The 17,827-nt window shown below is 70.9% G+C and carries 16 protein-coding genes; 6 read left to right on the top strand and 10 right to left on the bottom strand.

The genetic code is table 11. The features are described from left to right. The first annotated feature begins 100 nt into the window (after nucleotides 1–100). Together ubiH and ACQYVW_RS14840 are read left to right on the top strand one after the other, a co-directional pair. On the top strand, nucleotides 101–1,318 hold the full coding sequence (gene ubiH, locus ACQYVW_RS14835) for a 2-octaprenyl-6-methoxyphenyl hydroxylase (protein ID WP_434947520.1): 1,218 nt from the start codon (nucleotides 101–103) through the stop codon (nucleotides 1,316–1,318). Next, a complete protein-coding gene (locus ACQYVW_RS14840) occupies nucleotides 1,315–2,493 on the top strand; it encodes a UbiH/UbiF family hydroxylase (RefSeq protein ID WP_434947521.1) in 1,179 nt (392 codons plus the stop codon). Before ubiH ends, ACQYVW_RS14840 begins: the two co-directional genes overlap by 4 nt. Before the next feature lie 15 nt (nucleotides 2,494–2,508). Here the strand turns inward: ACQYVW_RS14840 and ACQYVW_RS14845 are convergent, their stop codons facing one another. The 6 genes from ACQYVW_RS14845 to ACQYVW_RS14870 form a co-directional block, all read right to left on the bottom strand. Beyond that, complete coding sequence (locus ACQYVW_RS14845; protein ID WP_434947522.1) at nucleotides 2,509–3,450, bottom strand: DUF808 domain-containing protein; 942 nt, start codon at nucleotides 3,448–3,450, stop codon at nucleotides 2,509–2,511. Between the two features lie 135 nt (nucleotides 3,451–3,585). Next, a complete protein-coding gene (locus tag ACQYVW_RS14850) occupies nucleotides 3,586–4,335 on the bottom strand; it encodes an EF-hand domain-containing protein (protein WP_434947523.1) in 750 nt (249 codons plus the stop codon). A 95-nt stretch (nucleotides 4,336–4,430) separates the two neighbouring features. Next, entirely contained in the window at nucleotides 4,431–5,489 is a 1,059-nt protein-coding gene (rlmM, locus tag ACQYVW_RS14855) for a 23S rRNA (cytidine(2498)-2'-O)-methyltransferase RlmM (RefSeq protein WP_434947524.1), read from the bottom strand. Between the two features lie 33 nt (nucleotides 5,490–5,522). Continuing rightward, nucleotides 5,523–6,104 carry a nucleoside deaminase gene (locus tag ACQYVW_RS14860; protein ID WP_434934780.1) on the bottom strand — a complete coding sequence of 194 codons (582 nt, stop codon included), beginning with the start codon at nucleotides 6,102–6,104 and terminating at the stop codon, nucleotides 5,523–5,525. Continuing rightward, nucleotides 6,101–6,484 (bottom strand): hypothetical protein, encoded by a 384-nt coding sequence (locus tag ACQYVW_RS14865; RefSeq protein ID WP_434934778.1) that lies wholly within the window; start codon nucleotides 6,482–6,484, stop codon nucleotides 6,101–6,103. The genes ACQYVW_RS14860 and ACQYVW_RS14865 overlap by 4 nt, the downstream gene beginning before the upstream one ends. Nucleotides 6,485–6,486: 2 nt before the next feature. Next, nucleotides 6,487–8,250, bottom strand: coding sequence for a glutamine--tRNA ligase/YqeY domain fusion protein (locus ACQYVW_RS14870; RefSeq protein ID WP_434947525.1), 1,764 nt, complete (start codon nucleotides 8,248–8,250; stop codon nucleotides 6,487–6,489). Between the two features lie 287 nt (nucleotides 8,251–8,537). Here ACQYVW_RS14870 and ACQYVW_RS14875 point away from each other — a divergent pair, with 287 nt between their 5' ends. Together ACQYVW_RS14875 and msrA are read left to right on the top strand one after the other, a co-directional pair. Continuing rightward, on the top strand, nucleotides 8,538–10,667 hold the full coding sequence (locus tag ACQYVW_RS14875; protein WP_434947526.1) for a diguanylate cyclase: 2,130 nt from the start codon (nucleotides 8,538–8,540) through the stop codon (nucleotides 10,665–10,667). A 68-nt stretch (nucleotides 10,668–10,735) separates the two neighbouring features. Beyond that, nucleotides 10,736–11,389, top strand: a complete 654-nt coding sequence (gene msrA / locus ACQYVW_RS14880) for a peptide-methionine (S)-S-oxide reductase MsrA (protein ID WP_434947527.1) — start codon at nucleotides 10,736–10,738, stop codon at nucleotides 11,387–11,389. A gap of 262 nt (nucleotides 11,390–11,651) precedes the next feature. Here msrA and rnk read toward each other — a convergent pair whose 3' ends face one another. The 4 genes from rnk to ahpC form a co-directional block, all read right to left on the bottom strand. Continuing rightward, the gene (gene rnk / locus ACQYVW_RS14885; RefSeq protein WP_434934770.1) at nucleotides 11,652–12,062 is read right to left on the bottom strand and encodes a nucleoside diphosphate kinase regulator; all 411 of its coding nucleotides are present in this window, start codon (nucleotides 12,060–12,062) and stop codon (nucleotides 11,652–11,654) included. 148 nt (nucleotides 12,063–12,210) lie between these two features. Further along, the gene (locus ACQYVW_RS14890; protein WP_434934768.1) at nucleotides 12,211–13,164 is read right to left on the bottom strand and encodes a LysR substrate-binding domain-containing protein; all 954 of its coding nucleotides are present in this window, start codon (nucleotides 13,162–13,164) and stop codon (nucleotides 12,211–12,213) included. A gap of 4 nt (nucleotides 13,165–13,168) precedes the next feature. After that, nucleotides 13,169–14,764, bottom strand: a complete 1,596-nt coding sequence (gene ahpF / locus ACQYVW_RS14895; RefSeq protein ID WP_434947528.1) for an alkyl hydroperoxide reductase subunit F — start codon at nucleotides 14,762–14,764, stop codon at nucleotides 13,169–13,171. Nucleotides 14,765–14,947: 183 nt separating this feature from the next. Then, nucleotides 14,948–15,511 (bottom strand): alkyl hydroperoxide reductase subunit C, encoded by a 564-nt coding sequence (gene ahpC / locus ACQYVW_RS14900; protein WP_434934765.1) that lies wholly within the window; start codon nucleotides 15,509–15,511, stop codon nucleotides 14,948–14,950. A 402-nt stretch (nucleotides 15,512–15,913) separates the two neighbouring features. Here ahpC and prmC point away from each other — a divergent pair, with 402 nt between their 5' ends. Further along, nucleotides 15,914–16,753, top strand: coding sequence for a peptide chain release factor N(5)-glutamine methyltransferase (gene prmC, locus ACQYVW_RS14905; RefSeq protein ID WP_434947529.1), 840 nt, complete (start codon nucleotides 15,914–15,916; stop codon nucleotides 16,751–16,753). A gap of 123 nt (nucleotides 16,754–16,876) precedes the next feature. Further along, nucleotides 16,877–17,824: a prolyl aminopeptidase gene (gene pip, locus ACQYVW_RS14910; protein ID WP_434947530.1), complete on the top strand. Its 948-nt coding sequence runs from the start codon at nucleotides 16,877–16,879 to the stop codon at nucleotides 17,822–17,824. Nucleotides 17,825–17,827: the final 3 nt, after the last annotated feature.

Consider the following 17,827-nt stretch of genomic DNA (forward strand, 5'->3'; position numbering starts at 1 on the left):
GTCGCAGGCGTTGGAAACCCCGGCATTCTACCCGTTCGCGTGGGGGGCGGCGCCCGCCACGACGCGGGTGGCCAGGGCCCTGCCGGTATGATGCCGCGACATGGCAGACCTGCAGATCCACGACGTACTGATCATCGGCGGTGGCCTGGTCGGTGCCAGCCTGGCGCTGGCGCTCGACCGCGCCGGGGTGGCCGCGACCCTGCTCGAGGTCACGCCGCCCGCGGCGATGCCCGCGGTGTTCGACCAGCGCAACCTCAGCTTCGCCGAGGCCACGGTCAACGCGCTGGGCGCGCTCGGGGTGATGGCACGCCTGCGGCGGCCGGCCGGATCGATCCGGCGTATCCACATCAGCCGCGCGGGCGATTTCGGACAGGCCTGGCTGCAGGCCGTGGATTTCGGACGCGAAGCGTTCGGCCAGGTGGTGGTGGCGCGCGACCTGGGCGAGGCGCTGGAGGGGCGGCTGTCCGACGCGCAGCGGCTCACGCGGCTGCGGCCGGTCCGTTTCCTCGGTTTCGACGCCGGTCCGGACGCTGACCTCCGTTACGTGCGCGTGGCCGGCGACGGCGGCGAGCAGCGGCTGGCCGCGCGGCTGGTCGTGGCCGCCGACGGCGCCACGAGCCTGGTGCGCGCAGCCGCCGGCATCGGTGCGGCGACGCACGACTACGGGCAGCGCCTGTTCGTGGCGCGGCTGCGCACACAGCGAGCGCCGGACGGGACCGCCTACGAGCGCCTGGGCGATGACGGCCCGACCGCGCTGCTGCCACGCGGCGACGGCTGCTATGGCCTGGTCCATGGGGTGGCCGCGGGCAGCGCGGATACGGTCGCGGCGCTGGACGACCGCGGCTTCCTGGCGCGGGTGCAGGACGCCTTCGGATGGCGCGCAGGGCGCTTCCTGGAGGTGGGCGAACGTAGCGTGTATCCGGCGATACGCGTCGTGGCCGAGCGCACCGCGGCCCGGCGTGTGGTCCTGGTCGGCAACGCCGCGCAGGCCCTGCATCCGCTCGGGGCGCAGGGCTTCAACCTTGGCCTGCGCGATGCGCTGACGCTGGCCGAGCTGCTCGCCGGCGCCGGCGATCCCGGTGCAGAGACGTTGCTGGACGCCTACGCGCGGCGACGCGCGGAAGATCGCCGCCGCACCGTGGCCTTCTCGGACGGGCTGGCGCGGCTCACCGCCAACCCGTCACCCCTGCTGCGTCCGCTGCGCAGCCTGGGATTGACCGCGCTGGGCGCGGTGCCCTCGCTGCAGTCGATGCTGGCGGGTGGGGCGATGGGCTATCGCGGCGATGTGCCGGCCCTGTGCCGCGGAGGCGTTGCATGAGCCGGCGGGGTCCGCACGACGTGGTGGTGGTGGGCGGCGGCGTGGTGGGCGCGGCCTGCGCGCTGGCGCTGGCGCAGGCCGGCCTCGACGCCTGCCTGGTGGAGGCGCGGCGGCCGCCGGCCTGGTCGCGCGACACCCCCGACCTGCGTGTCTACGCGCTGGCGCCGGACAACGTCGCCCTGCTGGATGCGCTGGGCGCATGGCGGAGCGTGCAGGCCTCGCGCGCGCATCCCTATCGCCGCATGCATGTCTGGGATGCTGCTGGCGGCGGCCCGGCCGTGTTCGATGCCGACGCGCTGGCGCGTACCGAACTGGGCTGGATCGTCGAACATGGCCTGCTGGTGGACGCGCTGTGGCAGCGGTTGGAACAGTCCGGCGTGCGACTGCAGTGCCCGGCCGCGGTCGAGGCGCTGGAGGAGGACGTCGACGGCCTGCGCCTGCGGCTGGACGACGGCAGCCGGGTATCGGCCCGCATCGCGGTCGCCGCCGATGGGGCAGCGTCGCGCCTGCGTGCGCTGGCGGGCATCGAGGTGGAGACGCACGACTATGCGCAGCAGGGCGTGGTCGCTTACGTGCGCACCGCGCAGCCACACCAGGACACCGCCTGGCAGCGTTTCCTGCCGACCGGCCCGCTGGCATTGCTGCCCTGTGCCGACGGCACCTGCTCGATCGTCTGGACCCTGCCTCAGGACGAGGCCGCGCGCGTGCTGGCACTGGACGATGCGGCGTTCGGCAGGGAGCTCACCGTGGCTTTCGACGCCCGGCTGGGCCCGATCCAGCCGGTCAGTCGCCGGGTCGGTTTCCCGCTGCGGCGGCAACTGGCGGCGCGGCAGGTACAGGGTCGCGTGCTGGTCGTAGGCGATGCCGCGCATGCGGTGCATCCGCTGGCGGGGCAGGGCGTGAACCTCGGCCTGCGCGACGTCGCCGCGCTGCAGGCTACGGTGCGCGATGCCGGGCGTCTGCGCGCCGCCTGGGACACGCCGCAGCGGCTAGCCCGCTGGGCGCGCGGCCGCCGCAGCGACAACACGATCGCCGCCTACAGCTTCGAAGCCATCAACCACCTGTTCTCCAACGACGCCATGCTGCCCACGCTGGTGCGCGGCCACCTGCTCGGCATTGCCGGCCGGCTGCCGCCGCTGCTGGGCATGTTCTGGCGACGCGCTGCCGGGCTCTGAACCGGCGGAGAGCCTTCAATGCGTGGCTTCGGCCGGCGCGCCGCGCAGCCGCCGGACCAGCGTCACCACGCCCACCACCGCGGCACCTGCGGCGATGCCGACCGCGGCGTTGATCAGCATCGGGGTCAGCGCCCCCAGCACCACGCCCACGCCCGGCACATGGGAGGCCTCCATCGCGGCATCGCCGATCCATTCGCTGACTGCGTGGAAGCCATGGGTGAGGATGCCGCCACCGACCAGGAACATCGCCGCCGTGCCGGCCACCGCCAGGCCCTTCATCAGCCAGGGCGCCATGCGCAGGATGCCGGTGCCAATGGCGCGCGCAGCGCTGCTGACGCTGCGGCTCAGGTACAGGCCGAAGTCGTCCAGCTTCACGATGCCGGCCACCAGGCCGTAGACGCCCACCGTCATCAGCGCGGCGATCCCGACCAGCACGCCGAGTTGCACCGGGAAGGCCTTGTCGGTCACGGTGCCCAGCGAGATCACGATGATCTCCGCCGAGAGAATGAAATCGGTGCGGATCGCGCCCTTGATCTTGTCCTTTTCCAGCTGCAGCAGGTCCGCATCGGACGCGGCGAGGGCAGCGGCATGGGCGGCATGGCGCTGGTCGCGCTCGGCCTTGCCGTGCAGGAAGCGGTGCAGCAGTTTCTCCGCGCCCTCGTAGCACAGGAACAGGCCACCCGCCATCAACAGGGGCGTCACCAGCCAAGGCAGGAAGGCGCTGATCGCCAGCGCCGCCGGCACCAGGAACAGCTTGTTGAGCGCCGAGCCCTTGGCCACTGCCCAGACCACCGGCAACTCGCGGTCCGCGCGCACCCCGCTGACCTGCTCGGCATTGAGCGCCAGATCGTCGCCCAGTACGCCTGCCGTCTTCTTCGCCGCCACCTTGGTCATCACCGACACGTCGTCCAGGATCGTGGCGATGTCGTCGAGCAGGACAAGCAGGCTGGAAGCCATGGATAGGCGCCGTGTGGGAAACCGGGTGGATTGTAGGGCCAGGCCGCTCCGGCGAAGGTGACGGGGTGAACGTGATGCGCCGTCGCCGGGAGGCGGCCGCCGGCCGGCCGGGCGGAAGGCGTTGCGCTGGGCGCGTCAGCGGATCCGGGCGGTGTATTCGTCGCGGTCGATGCGGCCGTCGCGGTTGCTGTCCACTACGTCGAAGCTGCCTGCCAGCGCGGGTTCGGCCGAGGCCTCGGCCTTCGACACGGCACCATCGCCGTCCGTATCGAGCTGGTTGAAGGCACGGCTGGCCGCCACCATCGCCGGCCTGGTGTTGTGCGAGGTCACCGTGACCATGGGCTCGGGCAGCGCGGTGCTGGTCGTGACCGGCGGCTGTGGTGGCACCGGCGGCGCGCTGGCCGCTTCGACCGCCGCCCGCGAGGACACCACAGCTTCGGCGGCGGCCTGCTGCGCGGTCGTGCTCGCGGCCGCGGCGTGGAGGCGGGCCGTGGTCGCTTCGGCCATGGCGCCAAGCGGCTGCGCGGTACCCGAGTAGGCGGCGCCGCGGGCGGCGCCGGTGCGATTGGCCGCGTCTTCGGCCGCCTGGGCCGATGCCTGCGCACGTAGTGCGGCTTCCCGCGCCACATGGGCGTGGTAATCGGCGCTGGCCTCGCCGCGTGCCGTCACTGCGGGCGTCCGCGCTGCCGCGGCGGCCTCCGCAGCGGCCTGCTGCGCGTCACGGGCGACCGCACGTGCGGCTCCAGCTTCTGCACGTGCGGCATCGGTTGCCACGCTGCTGACTGCCTTGGCTCGCGGCGTGCCGGCCGACTGGGCGGCGACGTCTCCTGAGGCGAGCGCGATCGCGGCGGCGAGGGCAGTGCAACGCAGGATGCGCTGGTTCATGACCGGACTCCCGTTGAAGACAGGGCCATGCTCCGCAGCGCGCGATGAAACACGCGTCAAGCGCGACCGGCCGCGGGCTGAACGGCCCGCCGCATTCAGGCGCCGGCCATGCGCCTGGCGAAGACCGTGACCTCCTCGCGGTCGTGGTAGAGCTGCCGCGCGCGTACCTCGACGGGCACGCCGGCTGCTTCGCGGAAGGCCTCCAGGCTGCGCTGCGTTTCCAGCCAGCGCTTCTTCATCGGCAGTTTGAGATTGAAGATCGACTGTCGGCACCAGCCTTCGCGGAACCACTCGCCCATCCGCCGCGCGACGCGCGAAGGCTGCTCGACCATGTCGCAGACCATCCAGTCGAGCGACCGCGGAGGATGCCAGCGGAAACCGTCCGCGCGCAGGTGTTCGACCAGCCCGGTGTCGAACAGGTGCGCGCGCAGCGGGCCGTTGTCGATGGCGGTGACGCGCAGCCCCTGGCGGGCCAGCACCCAGGTCCAGCCGCCCGGTGCCGCGCCGAGGTCGGCCGCGGACATGCCTGGCTGCAGCAGCTCGCGCCGCTGCACCGGATCGAGCAGCGCAAGCAGCGCCTCCTCCAGCTTGAGCGCCGAACGCGAGGGCGCGTCGGCGTGCAGCTTCAGGCGCGGCACGCCAAGCGGCCAGGGCGACGTGCGGGCCGGATCGGCGCTGGCGAGCAGGGCATGGTCGCCGGCCAGGAAGCACACGTGCAGGCGCGGCAGCGCTGGATCATCGTTCGCGGCCAGCAGGCCGCGCTTGCGCAGCGCGGGACGCAGGGCATTGGCGAAGCTGCGCGCAAGGGCCGACAGCGGCTTGCCGGCGTCCGAATCGGGGTGTTCCACCCACAACGCACCGTAACGACGCGCGCTGCCCGCGCTTTCGATCGCCTCGAGCATCGGCGTGATGCGATCGCCTGGATCGAGCGCGCGCAGTTCGGCGAACAGCGACAGCGACTGCCGCGCGAACACCAGCGAGCGCCACGGCAGGCGCGTGGACATGTCCGTCGCGTCGCCCAGGAACAGCACATGGCCCTCGCCGCGACCGGCGCGGGCATAGCCGACGACGCCCGCGTCCGCGGCGCGCTCGCCCAGCTCGGCCGCGAGGTCGGGTTCGAAGCCGGCGCGGCAGTAGCACAACAGGCCGTTCATGCGCGGCCCGGGCGGGAGCCGGGCGCGGCCGGCTCAGTAGCGGCCGGCATCGGCTGCGCCGTAGGCCCGCAACACTTCGCAGGCCGCGTCGCGATGGAGATCGCGCACCACCTCGATGCCGCGCCGCTGCAGTTCGCCGACCCAGTCGGCCGGGAGCGGACCTTCGTCGAACGGCGTCAGGGCTTCCACGTCCTGGGAGCGCGCGCCGATCAGCAGCCGGTCGATGCCGGCCCACACCGTCGCGCCATAGCACTGGCAGCAGGGTTGCGCCGACGTTGCCAGCACGAAGCGCCCGACGACGTTGTCGTCCAGGTCGCGGTTGAGGCGTGCGCGTTGCAGGCGCTGCTGCGCCAGCATGTAAGCCATGGTCTCGGCATGGGCGACCGAACAGTTCTGCGGCAGCACGCGGTTGACGCCGACCGACACGACGCGATCGTTGCCGGCGTCGAAGACCACGGCTCCGAATGGGCCACCGCTGCCGGCCTCGACGTTCAGGCGCGACAGCTCGATGGCCAGCGCCACCTTGGCGTCGTCGCCGGGATAGGCGCGCGCCAGATCGACGCGGGTGTGCACCCAGTCGGGCAGGGTGAGTTGGACCTGGGCGACCGTCGTCATCGCGTCACCGGCTTCAGGGCATTGGACGCTGTGCACTGGCCCTGGACACAGTCGCAGGCCTCGATCTCCTGCCAGCCGCAGACCGACGACAGACCGTCGCGTTCGCACTGTGCGCGGACCGCCTCAGGGTCCACCTCGGCGTCCTTGTTCACGCATGCCGGAAAATAGCCGCAACAGTTGCCGACGTTCCTGACCGTGCAGTCGCTGGCGAGCCGGCAGGAGCGGTCCGGCGCAAGGGCGGTCGCGGACGGCGCGGGAATGTCCGGCTGCGTCTCCGCGGGCGGGGCCGCGGCCGGCGCGGAGATGTCCGCACGCGGCGCACAGGCCCCGAGCAGCAGCGCCAGCAGCAGCGTCGCGGAATGGCGTAGTGCGCTCGCCATGCTCAGGTCCTGGCCGCCCAGGTGTCGCGCAGCGAGACGCTGCGGTTGAACACCGGCGCATCGGCGCGGTGGTCGACGCGGTCGGCGACGAAATAGCCCAGGCGTTCGAACTGGAACGACTGTTCCGCGCCGGCCATCGCCGCGGCTGGCTCCACGTAGCCGCGCACGCTGCGCCTGGAGTCGGGATTGAGATGATCGCGGTAGCTCTTGCCTTCGCTCTCGTCGTCCGGATCGGGAACCGAGAACAGGCGGTCGTACAGACGGACTTCGGCTTCCACCGCGTGCCGGGCGCTGACCCAGTGGATGGTGCCCTTGACCTTGCGATTGGCGCCTTCCATGCCCGGACGCGATTCGGGATCGAGCCAGCCGCGCAGTTCCACCACGTTGCCGTCGGCGTCCTTCACCACCTCGTCCACGCGCGCGATGCCGGCGCCGCGCAGCCGCACCTCGCCGCCCGGGACCAGGCGCTTCCAGCCCTTGGGCGGCACTTCGGCGAAGTCTTCGCGCTCGATCCACAGCTCGCGCGAGAACGGCACTTCGCGCGTGCCGAAGGACTCGTCCTTGGGATGGTTGGAGAAGACCAGCGTTTCCTCGTGGTCCTCCGCCAGGTTGGACAGCACCAGCCTGAGCGGATCGACCACGGCCATGCGCCGCGGCGCGGAAGCGTCCAGGTCCTCGCGCAGCGCCCCCTCGAGCACCGAGAAATCGATCATCGAGTTCTGCTTGCTGATGCCGATCCGGTCCACGAACAGGCGCAGCGCGGCCGGCGTGTAGCCGCGCCGGCGCAGGCCCTGCAGGGTGTACATGCGCGGATCGTCCCAGCCGTCGACCAGGCCGTCGGCGACCAGCTGGGTGAGCTTGCGCTTGCTCATCACCGTGTAGTTGATGTTGAGCCGCGAGAACTCGATCTGGCGCGGACGCGCCGCCACGTTGGGCAGCCCCTTGTCGACCAGCGGCGCAAGCAGTCCAGGGTCGCCGGCGAGGTCCACCTTCTGCACGCACCAGTCGTACAGCGGCCGGTGGTCCTCGAACTCCAGCGTGCACAGCGAGTGGGTGATGCCCTCGATGGCATCGCCCAGGGCGTGGGCGAAGTCGTACATCGGATAGATGCACCAGCCGGCGCCGGCGATCGGATGCGGCATGTGCTTGATCCGGTACAGGGCCGGGTCGCGCAGGTTGATGTTGCCGCTGGCCATGTCGATCTTGGCGCGCAGGGTGCGGGCGCCGTCGGCGAACTCGCCCGCGCGCATGCGCCGGAACAGGTCCAGGTTGTCCTCGATCGACCTGTCGCGGAAGGGCGAATTGCGACCCGGTTCGGTCAGGCTGCCGCGGTACTGGCGCACCTCCTCGGGCGTGAGGTCGCAGACGAAGGCGTCGCCCTGGCGGACCAGTTTCTCGGCGGCCAGGTAGTACACCTCGAAATAGTCGGAAGCGTGGCGCAGCTCGGCCCAGTCGAAGCCCAGCCAGCGCACATCCTCCTGGATGGCGCGCACGAAGGCCGGGTCTTCCTTGGCCGGGTTGGTGTCGTCGAACCGCAGGTTGCACGCCCCGCCGAACTCCTCGGCGATGCCGAAGTCCAGGCAGATCGCCTTGGCGTGCCCGATGTGCAGGTAGCCGTTGGGCTCGGGCGGGAAACGGGTGCGGATCGCGCTGTGCTTGCCGCTGGCCAGGTCGTCGCGGACGATCTGGCGGATGAAGTCGTGGCGGGCCGGGCTGGGCTCGGTGGACGGCGCCGGGGGGGTGGCGGCCGGTTCGGCTGAGGTCATGACGCGCTTTGAGGGGAAAACGCCAGTGTAGCCGAGCGGCCTGTCTTGCCTGCCCGCGGTTGCGCGCGTACGGCGGGTGTGGACAGGGCCTCGCCAGCATGGGCACGATGCTTGCTTACCATCCGCAGGCGCATTGCGCGCAGGATGAAGCCCGGCATGCCCGCTGTCCGATACCCCGCCATGCGTGTCCCTGGCCTGCCTTGCGGGGGCAGCGGGCGGCCGTGCGGTGCCGGCGGGGGTGGATCCTGATCGGGCCGCGTGAAACCGGGTCGCGCCACGATGGCCTGGTGGCGCTCGGCGTCGCCCTGCTGCTGTGGCTGTTGGCCACGGCGGTGGCCGGCAGCGTGCCGCAGGGCCAGGGCGTGCCGGTCGCGCTCGCGCCGCTGGTTGCGGATGCGACGAGCCCGCCCGGCGCCGATGGCCCGCGTCCCGCGTCCCTGCTGATGCGGTTCGAACTGCCGGCGGCCGGGGACGGGTCGCGCTGGGTCGTCCGGCTGGAGCGCAGCGCGCTGGACGCGGTCTGGCTGCAGCGCGGCGACTGGCGCAGCGAGACCCGGAGCTTCTTTTCGCCCATCGACGACGCTGGACTCCTGCCCAGCAGCTTCCTGTTCACGCTGCCCGCCCACTGGCAGGGGCCGGTGGAACTGGAACTGCACGCCCACGGCAGTGGCCGCCGGGCCTTGCGCCCGGAGGTGATGGACCAGACCCGGGCCATGCGCCTGGAGCAGTACGGCGTGGCCGCCAGCGCGATGATCTACGCCTGTCTGTTCACCATCGGCCTGCTGGCGCTGGCGCTGTACTCGGCCGCGCGTGACCGGCTGTTCCTGGGCCTGTTCGGTTTCGCCCTGGCCACCCTGCTCACGCTGTCGGCGGTCAATGGCCATCTCTACCAGTTCCCGGGCCTGCGCCTGTTCGCGTTCTGGCGCAGCCAGGGCGTGATCGCGCTGTCGCTGCTGCTGTGCGCGGCCTGGCTGCAGATGCTGCTCAGGTACGTGGAGATGCATCAGGGCCGCATGGCCTGGAAGTCCTGGGTGGACGGGGTGTCGCTTGCCGCGGTCGCACTGGCGGGGCTGTGCCTGCTCAATCTCCCCGCGCTGGTGCGGCCGGTACTGCAGGGCCAGATCGTCGCCTACTGCCTGGCCTTGCTGCTGGCCCTGGCGCTGCTGGTGGACGGCGGCAGGCGGCGCATCGCGATGGCCTGGCCGATGGTGGCGCTCACGCTGTGCACCCTTGCCGGCGTGGTCTTCGCCGAACTGGCGATTCGCGGCCATGTCATCGACACCCTCGTGGTCCGCTACGGCTACCAGCTGGCGATCGCCCTGGGCGTGGCGATCCTGGCGGTGGGACTGGTGGGCCGGATCCGCGAATACCGCTACCAGCGCGACCGCGAGTTGCTCGCGCGCGCGGACACCGAGCGGCGGATGGCGCGCGAGACCGCGCGCTCGGACCTCGCGGCGCAGCTGCAGGCCCAGCTGCGTGCGCTGCCTGCGGCCGAGATGCAGGCCACCGCGTTCCGATTGCTGATCGACCGGCTGCTGCCGCTGCTGCCGGTACAGGCCTGCACCGTGGTGGTGCAGGGCTACCATGGTCTGGACCTGGTGCTGGCCGAGCCGTCCCGGCACCTGCTGGCCGTGCATCCGGAAATCGCGCGGCGGCAACTGGCGCTCAGGCGCCAGGCGGCCGGCGGGGTGGCGTTGCAGCAGCCGGTCACCGAGGAAGGGCAGTCCTCGATCGTCGCGATGGAGGCCGTGGTACCGCTGCAGATCCGCGCGCCCGCCTGGGGCGTGCTGCTGCTCAGGCGCGAAGGCGGCGAGGGCTTCGCCACCGAGGAACTGTCGCTGGCGGGAGAGTTCGCGCAACTGGCGGTCCAGCACGTGGACCAGGCCGTCGCCGCGGTCAACCTGCGCCGCTCGGCGGAACTGGACGCGCTGACCGGCAGCCTGAATCGGCGCACGATCGACCAGTGGCTGGCGCGCAGCTTCGCCGAGGCCGCCCGCGACCAGCAGCCGGTGTCGGTGCTGTTCATCGACCTGGATCATTTCAAGGCGGTCAACGACCGCCATGGCCACGCCGGTGGCGACTTCTGCCTGCGCCATGTCGCGGTCGCGCTGCGTGGAGCGCTGGAGCAGGGCGACCTGTTCGGCCGCTACGGGGGCGAGGAGTTCATCGCCGTGCTGCCGGGGCGCAACGGCGCCGCGGCGCGCGTGGCGGCCGAACATCTGCGCATGGCGGTGGAGAACCTGCGCCCGGTCTGGAACGGCAAGCCGCTGCGTCTGACCGTGAGCGTGGGAGTGGCGACGCGACTGCCCAACGAAGACACGCCAGAGGGTGCCGTGGCGCGCGCCGATCGCGCGCTGTACGCGGCCAAGTCGCATGGTCGCAACTGCGTGCAGGTGGCGCCGGCAGTCTTCACGTGACCGTGCCGATGGCTTGAAGCGCGCCCGCGCGGCCGCACATCCTGCCCGTCCCCCGAGGAGTTTTCGCGATGCCCGGAATCGGAGCCTGGAAACAACGCCTGCCGCTGCCTGGCGAAGCCCTCCCTGGGCGGGAGACGATCATGCCGCTGCGCGTGAATCGCCACCACGTGCTCAACGCGCCGCTGCGGGATGCGTTCCCCGGCCTGGCGCAGGTGCAGTTCGGCATGGGCTGCTTCTGGGGCGCGGAGCGCAAGTTCTGGACCCTGCCTGGCGTGGCCACGACGGCGGTCGGCTATGCCGGCGGCCAGACCCCCAACCCGAACTACCGCGAGGTCTGTTCCGGCCAGACCGGCCATGCCGAAGTGGTGCTGGTGGTCTACGACCCGGCGACGCTGCCGTTCGCGCAGTTGCTGCAGGCGTTCTGGGAAAATCACGATCCAACCCAGGGCATGCGCCAGGGCAACGACATCGGCACCCAGTACCGTTCGGCGATCTACTGCAGCACCCCGGCGCAGCACGAACAGGCCTTGCGCAGCCGCGATGCGTTCCAGCAGCGGCTGAGCGAGGCGGGGCGGGGCACGATCACCACCGAGATCGCCTTCCCGGCGCCGGTGTTCCATTACGCCGAAGACGAACACCAGCAGTACCTGTCGAAGAACCCGGCCGGCTATTGCGGCCTGGGCGGCACCGGGGTGAGTTGCCCGGTCGGGAGCTTCGGCTAGGTCGCGACGGAGCCCCTCGCCCCGGCGTGCCGGTGGACGCGACGCCGGGTACGCGACTGCGCGCGGCAGATCGATGCGAAGCCCGCGACGACGGTGTCAGCGCCGCCTGCCGGCGGCGCGGCGCGGGCCGGGCGCGCCGTGGCGGCGGTGCGAGGGCGACCGTGAGGTGCGCCCGTCAAGGGCAGGCAGGCATCAGGGTCAGGCAACCAGGTCGACTCAGGCAGCCGCGCGCGCCGGCAGCGCCGGCGCGAGGCGACAAGCGTCAGGCTGTCGCCGCGTGGACGCCGGTGACGCGCAGTTTCAGCGGACGGCCCTGGGGCGTGCTCCAGTCGATCGACTGGCCCACCGACAGGCCCAGCAGCGCGCTGCCCACCGGCGCCATGATCGAAATCCTGCCGGCGCCGGCATCGGCCTCCTGCGGGTACACCAGGGTCAGGGTATGGGTCTCGCCGCTGTTTTCGTCCACGCATTCGACCCGCGAATGCATGCCGACCACGTCCGCAGGCATGGCCGCGTCGTCGACGACTTCCGCGCGGGTCAGTTCCCCCAGCAAGGCTTCCGCCGTGGCGTCGTTCTGCCAACGCGGCGAATCGATCAGGGCCTCCAGTCGCGCCGCGTCGCGGCGGGAGACGACGATCGGGGGCGGCAGGCCGCCGGTGGATTGGGAGGTCATGTTCGGTCTTGCTCCGTGGCAGGTCGGGACGGGCAGGGCCCGTTCCCAAAGAAAAACGGACGGCGCGTCCAGCGCGTCGCCCGCTTCGGTGTCCCGATAACGGTAGCGCTCCCGGCGGCGCGCATCAAGTGGCGGGCGCGCGCCTCGCTCAGAGCATGTCGGGCGGTGGCGGCGCGGCCGCAAGCTCGCGGGTGCGGCCCGGCGGGCCGAGCAGGGCAGGCGGGACGGCGCCGAACACGGCCGCCAGGCCGGACAGAAAACCCGACATCGCCGAACTGCGCCGCCAGAACATGGCGATCTGGCGGCTCGGCTGCGCTCCCGTGAACGGCAGCAGGCGGATGTGCGAGGGCTGCGACACCGGCGGCTGCACCGCCAGCGCCGGCAGCAGGGTGATCCCCACGTTGGCCGCGACCATCTGCCGCAGCGTTTCCAGGCTGGTGGCGCGGAACTCGCTCTTTTCCTGCGCGCCGGCGAGGTGGCAGACATCGAGGGTCTGCCGGCGCAGGCAATGGCCATCCTCCAGCAGCAGCAGGTTCTCGCTGGACAGGTCGTCCAGGCTCAGCGCGTCGCGGCGGGCCAGGCGGTGCTGCTCGGGCACCGCCAGCAGGAAGGGTTCCTCGAACAGGTACTCATGGTGCAACTGGTCGTCGTGCACCGGCATGGCCAGGATCGCCGCGTCCAGGCGTCCGTCGCGCAGCCGTGCCAGCAGCTCGTCGCTCTTCTCCTCCACCAGCAGCAGCTGCAGGTCGGGATAGCGCTCGCGGATCGGCGGGATCACGTGCGGGAGCAGGTAAGGGCCCAGGGTGGGAAAGATCCCGAGGCGCACCGCGCCCGCTTCCGGCCGCTGGCTGCGCCGCGCGGCTTCCTTCATCTGCTCGACTTCCGAGGCCACCCGGCGTGCGCGCTCGACGATCTCGACCCCGATCGGAGTCAGCATCACCTTGCGCGGCGCGCGCTCGATCAGCGACACGCCGAGTTCGTCCTCGAGCTTGCGGATCTGGGTCGACAGCGTCGGCTGGCTGACGAAGCTCGCCGCCGCGGCACGGCCGAAGTGGCGATGGTCGGCGACCGCAATCAGATACTTGAGGTCGCGCAGGTTCACCGGATCAGGCCGTATGCGCTTCGAGCGGCGCCGCCGCGGCGGGGGCCGAGGTCCGGATCAGGTGGTCGAATGCCGCCAGCGCGGCCTTGGAGCCTTCGCCCATCGCGATCACGATCTGCTTGTACGGCACCGTGGTGCAGTCGCCCGCGGCGAACACACCCGGCACGCTGGTCTGGCCGCGGTCGTCGACGACGATCTCGCCGCGCGGCGACAGGGCCACCGTCCCCTCGAGCCATTCGGTGTTGGGCAGCAGGCCGATCTGCACGAACACGCCCTCCAGTTCCAGCCGGTGCGTGTCGCCGCCGGCGCGATCCTTGTACGCCAGGCCGGTGACCCGGCTGCCGTCCCCCAGCACCTCGGTGGTCTGGGCGCTGGTGATGATGCGCACGTTGGGCAGGCTGCGCAGCTTGCGCTGCAGCACTTCGTCGGCGCGCAGCTTCGAATCGAACTCGATCAGGGTGACGTGGGCGACGATGCCGGCCAGGTCGATGGCGGCCTCGACGCCGGAGTTGCCGCCGCCGATCACCGCCACGCGCTTGCCCTTGAACAGCGGGCCGTCGCAGTGGGGACAATAGGCCACGCCCTTGTTGCGGTACTGGTCCTCGCCGGGCACGCCCATCTGCCGCCAGCGTGCGCCGGTCGAGAGCACCACCGTCTTCGACTTCAGCGAGGCGCCGCTTTCCAGCTTCACCTCCACCAGGCCGTCGGCGCCGGCGGGAACCAGGGCGGTGGCCTTCTGCAGGTTCATCACATCCACGTCGTACTCGCGCACGTGCTGCTCGAGCTGCGCGGCGAGCTTCGGACCTTCGGTATGCGGCACCGAGATGAAGTTCTCGATGGCCATGGTGTCGAGCACTTGGCCGCCGAAGCGCTCGGCCGCCACGCCGGTGCGGATGCCCTTGCGCGCGGCGTAGACCGCGGCCGCCGCGCCGGCCGGGCCGCCGCCGACGACCAGCACGTCGAACGCGTCCTTGGTGGCGATCTTCGCCGCCTCGCGCTTCGCAGCGCCGGTGTCGAGCTTGGCCACGATCTGCTCCAGGCTCATGCGGCCCTGGTCGAACAGCTCGCCGTTGAGGAAGATCGAGGGCACCGACATCACCTGGCGCGACTCGACCTCGTCCTGGAACAGGGCGCCGTCGATGGCCACGTGCGAGATGTTCGGGTTCAGCACCGCGGCCAGGTTGAGCGCCTGGACCACGTCCGGGCAGTTCTGGCAGCTGAGCGAGTAATAGGTTTCGAAGCGGAACTCGCCTTTCAGCCCGCGCACCTGCTCGAGCAGTTCCGGCGCGGCCTTGGACGGGTGGCCACCCACCTGCAGCAGGGCCAGCACCAGCGAGGTGAACTCGTGGCCCATCGGCAGGCCGGCGAAGCGCAGCGCGATGTCATGGCCCGGGGAGGTCAGCGCGAACGAGGGCTTGCGCTCGGCATCGTCGCGGCGCACTTCGACCGTGATGCGATCGGACTGGGCGCGGATGTCCTCCAGCAGTTCCAGCATCTCCTTCGAGCTGTCGCCGTCGTCGACCGAGGCGACGATCGCGACCGGACGCTGCAGTCGTTCGAGATAGGCCTTGAGCTGGCCCTTGAGATCGTTGTCGAGCACGTGGGACTCCTTGGGGGAGGGCGCTGCGGAAGCGGATCGGAACCGACGCCGGCTTGGCTTGCCGCCGGACGAGGGGAGGGACTCCAGCCGCTGGCTGGGCCGGCATCGGCTCCGATCCGCTCCCGCGCCGCCGGGCGGCGGCACGGGGCGGGGTTCAATCGGTGGAGCGGGTGTCGCGGTGGATCAGATCTTGCCGACCAGGTCCAGCGACGGCTTCAGGGTCTTCTCGCCTTCCTTCCACTTGGCCGGGCAGACCTCGTTGGGGTTGGCGGCGACGAACTGGGCGGCCTTGAGCTTGCGCAGGGTCTCGGTGACGTCGCGGGCGATGGCGTTGTCGTGGATCTCGACGGTCTTGATCACGCCTTCCGGGTTGATCACGAAGGTGCCGCGCAGAGCCAGGCCTTCTTCCTCGATGTGCACGCCGAAGGCGCGGGTCAGCTGGTGGGTCGGGTCGCCGACCAGCGGGAACTGGGCCTTGCCCACCGCCGGGGAGGTCTCGTGCCACACCTTGTGCGAGAAGTGCGTGTCGGTGGTGACGATGTACACCTCGGCGCCGGCCTTCTGGAACTCGGCGTAGTTGTTGGCGGCGTCCTCGACCTCGGTCGGGCAATTGAAGGTGAAGGCGGCCGGCATGAAGATCAGGACCGACCACTTGCCCTTGAGGCTGGCATCGGTGACTTCGATGAACTCGCCGTTCTGGTAGGCGGAGGCCTTGAACGGCTTGATTTCGGTGTTGATCAGGGACATGGGCACCTCTTGGTTGCGGATGGACGTGCTTCGATCCGGGTTTGGATCGACCGGCAAATGATAGACCTCGACTATCAATAAGCAAAATCGAATATGTTTATTCTTCCGATAGATAGTATCTATCAATTTTGGCGATAAATCCACCCCGAACCGTGCTGGAAATGCTTGCAACTCTTTTTGCAGTGCAGCATATTTCGTTCACGCACTGCAGTCCGGGGAGGACGCAGGTTCGGAGCCTCCGGGGCAGTGCAGGGCATCGGATCTGGCGTGCCCGCACGCCGATCCCGCCGCGTTCCGTATTCGTTCCTCCCTCCCACACGCGTACGGAATCTTTGAAGGCGGCTTCGGCCGCCTTCTCTTTGTCCGGCGCTGTCAGGGGGCGCCCTCGCTACGATGCCTGCGATGACCGATCGCCCCCAGCCGACTGTCCGCTGCCTGCTCGACGCCGCCCGCGCGCGGATCGACGCGGTCGATGCGGCCGTGCTGCTGGCGCATGTGCTGGAGCGCCCGCGGGCCTGGCTGTTCGCCCATGCCGGGGATGCTGTCGCAGCCGCGGATGCGTCGACGTTCGCGGATCTGCTGGACCGCCGGGAGCGGGGCGAGCCGGTGGCTTACCTGTGCGGCCGCCAAGGCTTCTGGACCCTCGACCTTGCGGTGACGCCCGACACGCTGATTCCCCGCCCGGAAACCGAACTGCTGGTGGAACTGGCGCTGGAGCGCCTTCCGGCCGAGGCAGCAGCGCGCGTGGCCGACCTGGGCACCGGCAGCGGCGCCATCGCCCTGGCGCTGGCCAGCGAACGTCCGCGCGCACAGGTAGTGGCGACCGACGCCAGCGCGGCCGCGCTGGCAGTGGCGCAGGCCAACGCCGCCCGCCTCGGCCTGCGCAACCTCGTCTTCGGCCAGGGCGACTGGTTCGGCGCCGTGCCGGGGCAGCGGTTCGACCTGGTGGCGAGCAACCCGCCCTACATCGCCAGCGACGATCCCCACCTGGGCCAGGGCGATCTGCGCCACGAGCCGCCGGCCGCGCTGGCCTCGGGGCCGGACGGACTCGACGCGATCCGTGCCATCGCCGCGGCGGCGCCTGCGCACCTGGTTCCCGGCGGCTGGCTGTTGTTTGAACACGGCTGGACCCAGGGCGCGGCGGTGCGCGCGCTGCTCGAGGCGGCGGGACTGTCGGAGGTCGCCACCCACGCCGACCTCGAGCGGCGCGACCGCGTCAGCCTCGGTCGCTGGCCGGGATAGCCGGCTGTACGACGGCCGCGCGGCCCGAATCGGCGTGCGCGCGTCGGAACGTCTCGGGCGATGCGGTCGCGCCACCGCGACGCGCCCACTAGACTGGCGGCACTGCTTTTACGGAGGCGCCGCATGCGCACGCTGTACCCGGAGATCACGCCCTACGACACGGGCAGCCTGCAGGTCGACGACCGCCACACCCTGTACTACGAACAATGCGGCAACCCCAGGGGCAAGCCGGTGGTGCTGCTGCACGGCGGTCCGGGCGGCGGCTGCAACGCCAAGATGCGCCGCTTCCACGACCCCTCGAAGTACCGCATCGTGCTGTTCGACCAGCGTGGCTCCGGGCGTTCGACGCCGCATGCCGACCTGGTGGACAACACCACCTGGCACCTGGTCGCCGATATCGAGGCGCTGCGCGAACATCTGGGCATCGAGCGCTGGCAGGTGTTCGGCGGCTCCTGGGGCTCGACCCTGGCCCTGGCCTACGCGCAGAGCCACAGCCTGCGCGTGACCGAACTGGTGCTGCGCGGCATCTTCATGCTGCGCCACTGGGAGCTGCAGTGGTTCTACCAGGAAGGCGCATCGCGGCTGTTCCCCGAGGCCTGGGAGCACTACATCGGCGCGATCCCCGAGGACGAGCGCGACGACCTGATCGCCGCCTTCCACCGCCGCCTGACTTCGGAGGACGAAGCCACCCGCCTGGCCGCCGCGCGCGCCTGGAGCGTCTGGGAAGGGGCGACCTCGTTCCTCCATGTCGACCAGGACTTCGTCAGCGGCCACGAGGACGCGCAGTTCGCGCTCGCGTTCGCGCGGATCGAGAACCACTACTTCACCAACAAGGGGTTCTTCGAGGTCGACGACCAGCTGCTGCGCGATGCCTATCGCATCGCCGGCATCCCGGGGGTCATCGTGCATGGCCGCTACGACGTGGTCTGCCCGGTGCAGAACGCCTGGGACCTGCACAAGGTCTGGCCCAAGGCCGAGCTGGTGATCACTCCCGCGTCGGGGCATTCGGCCTTCGAAGCCGAGAACGTGGACGCGCTGGTGCGCGCCACCGACGCCTTCGCCGGCGCCTGACGC

Origin of the sequence: Luteimonas campi (genome assembly GCF_051162505.1) — a bacterium.
In the GTDB taxonomy this organism is placed as follows: domain Bacteria; phylum Pseudomonadota; class Gammaproteobacteria; order Xanthomonadales; family Xanthomonadaceae; genus Luteimonas.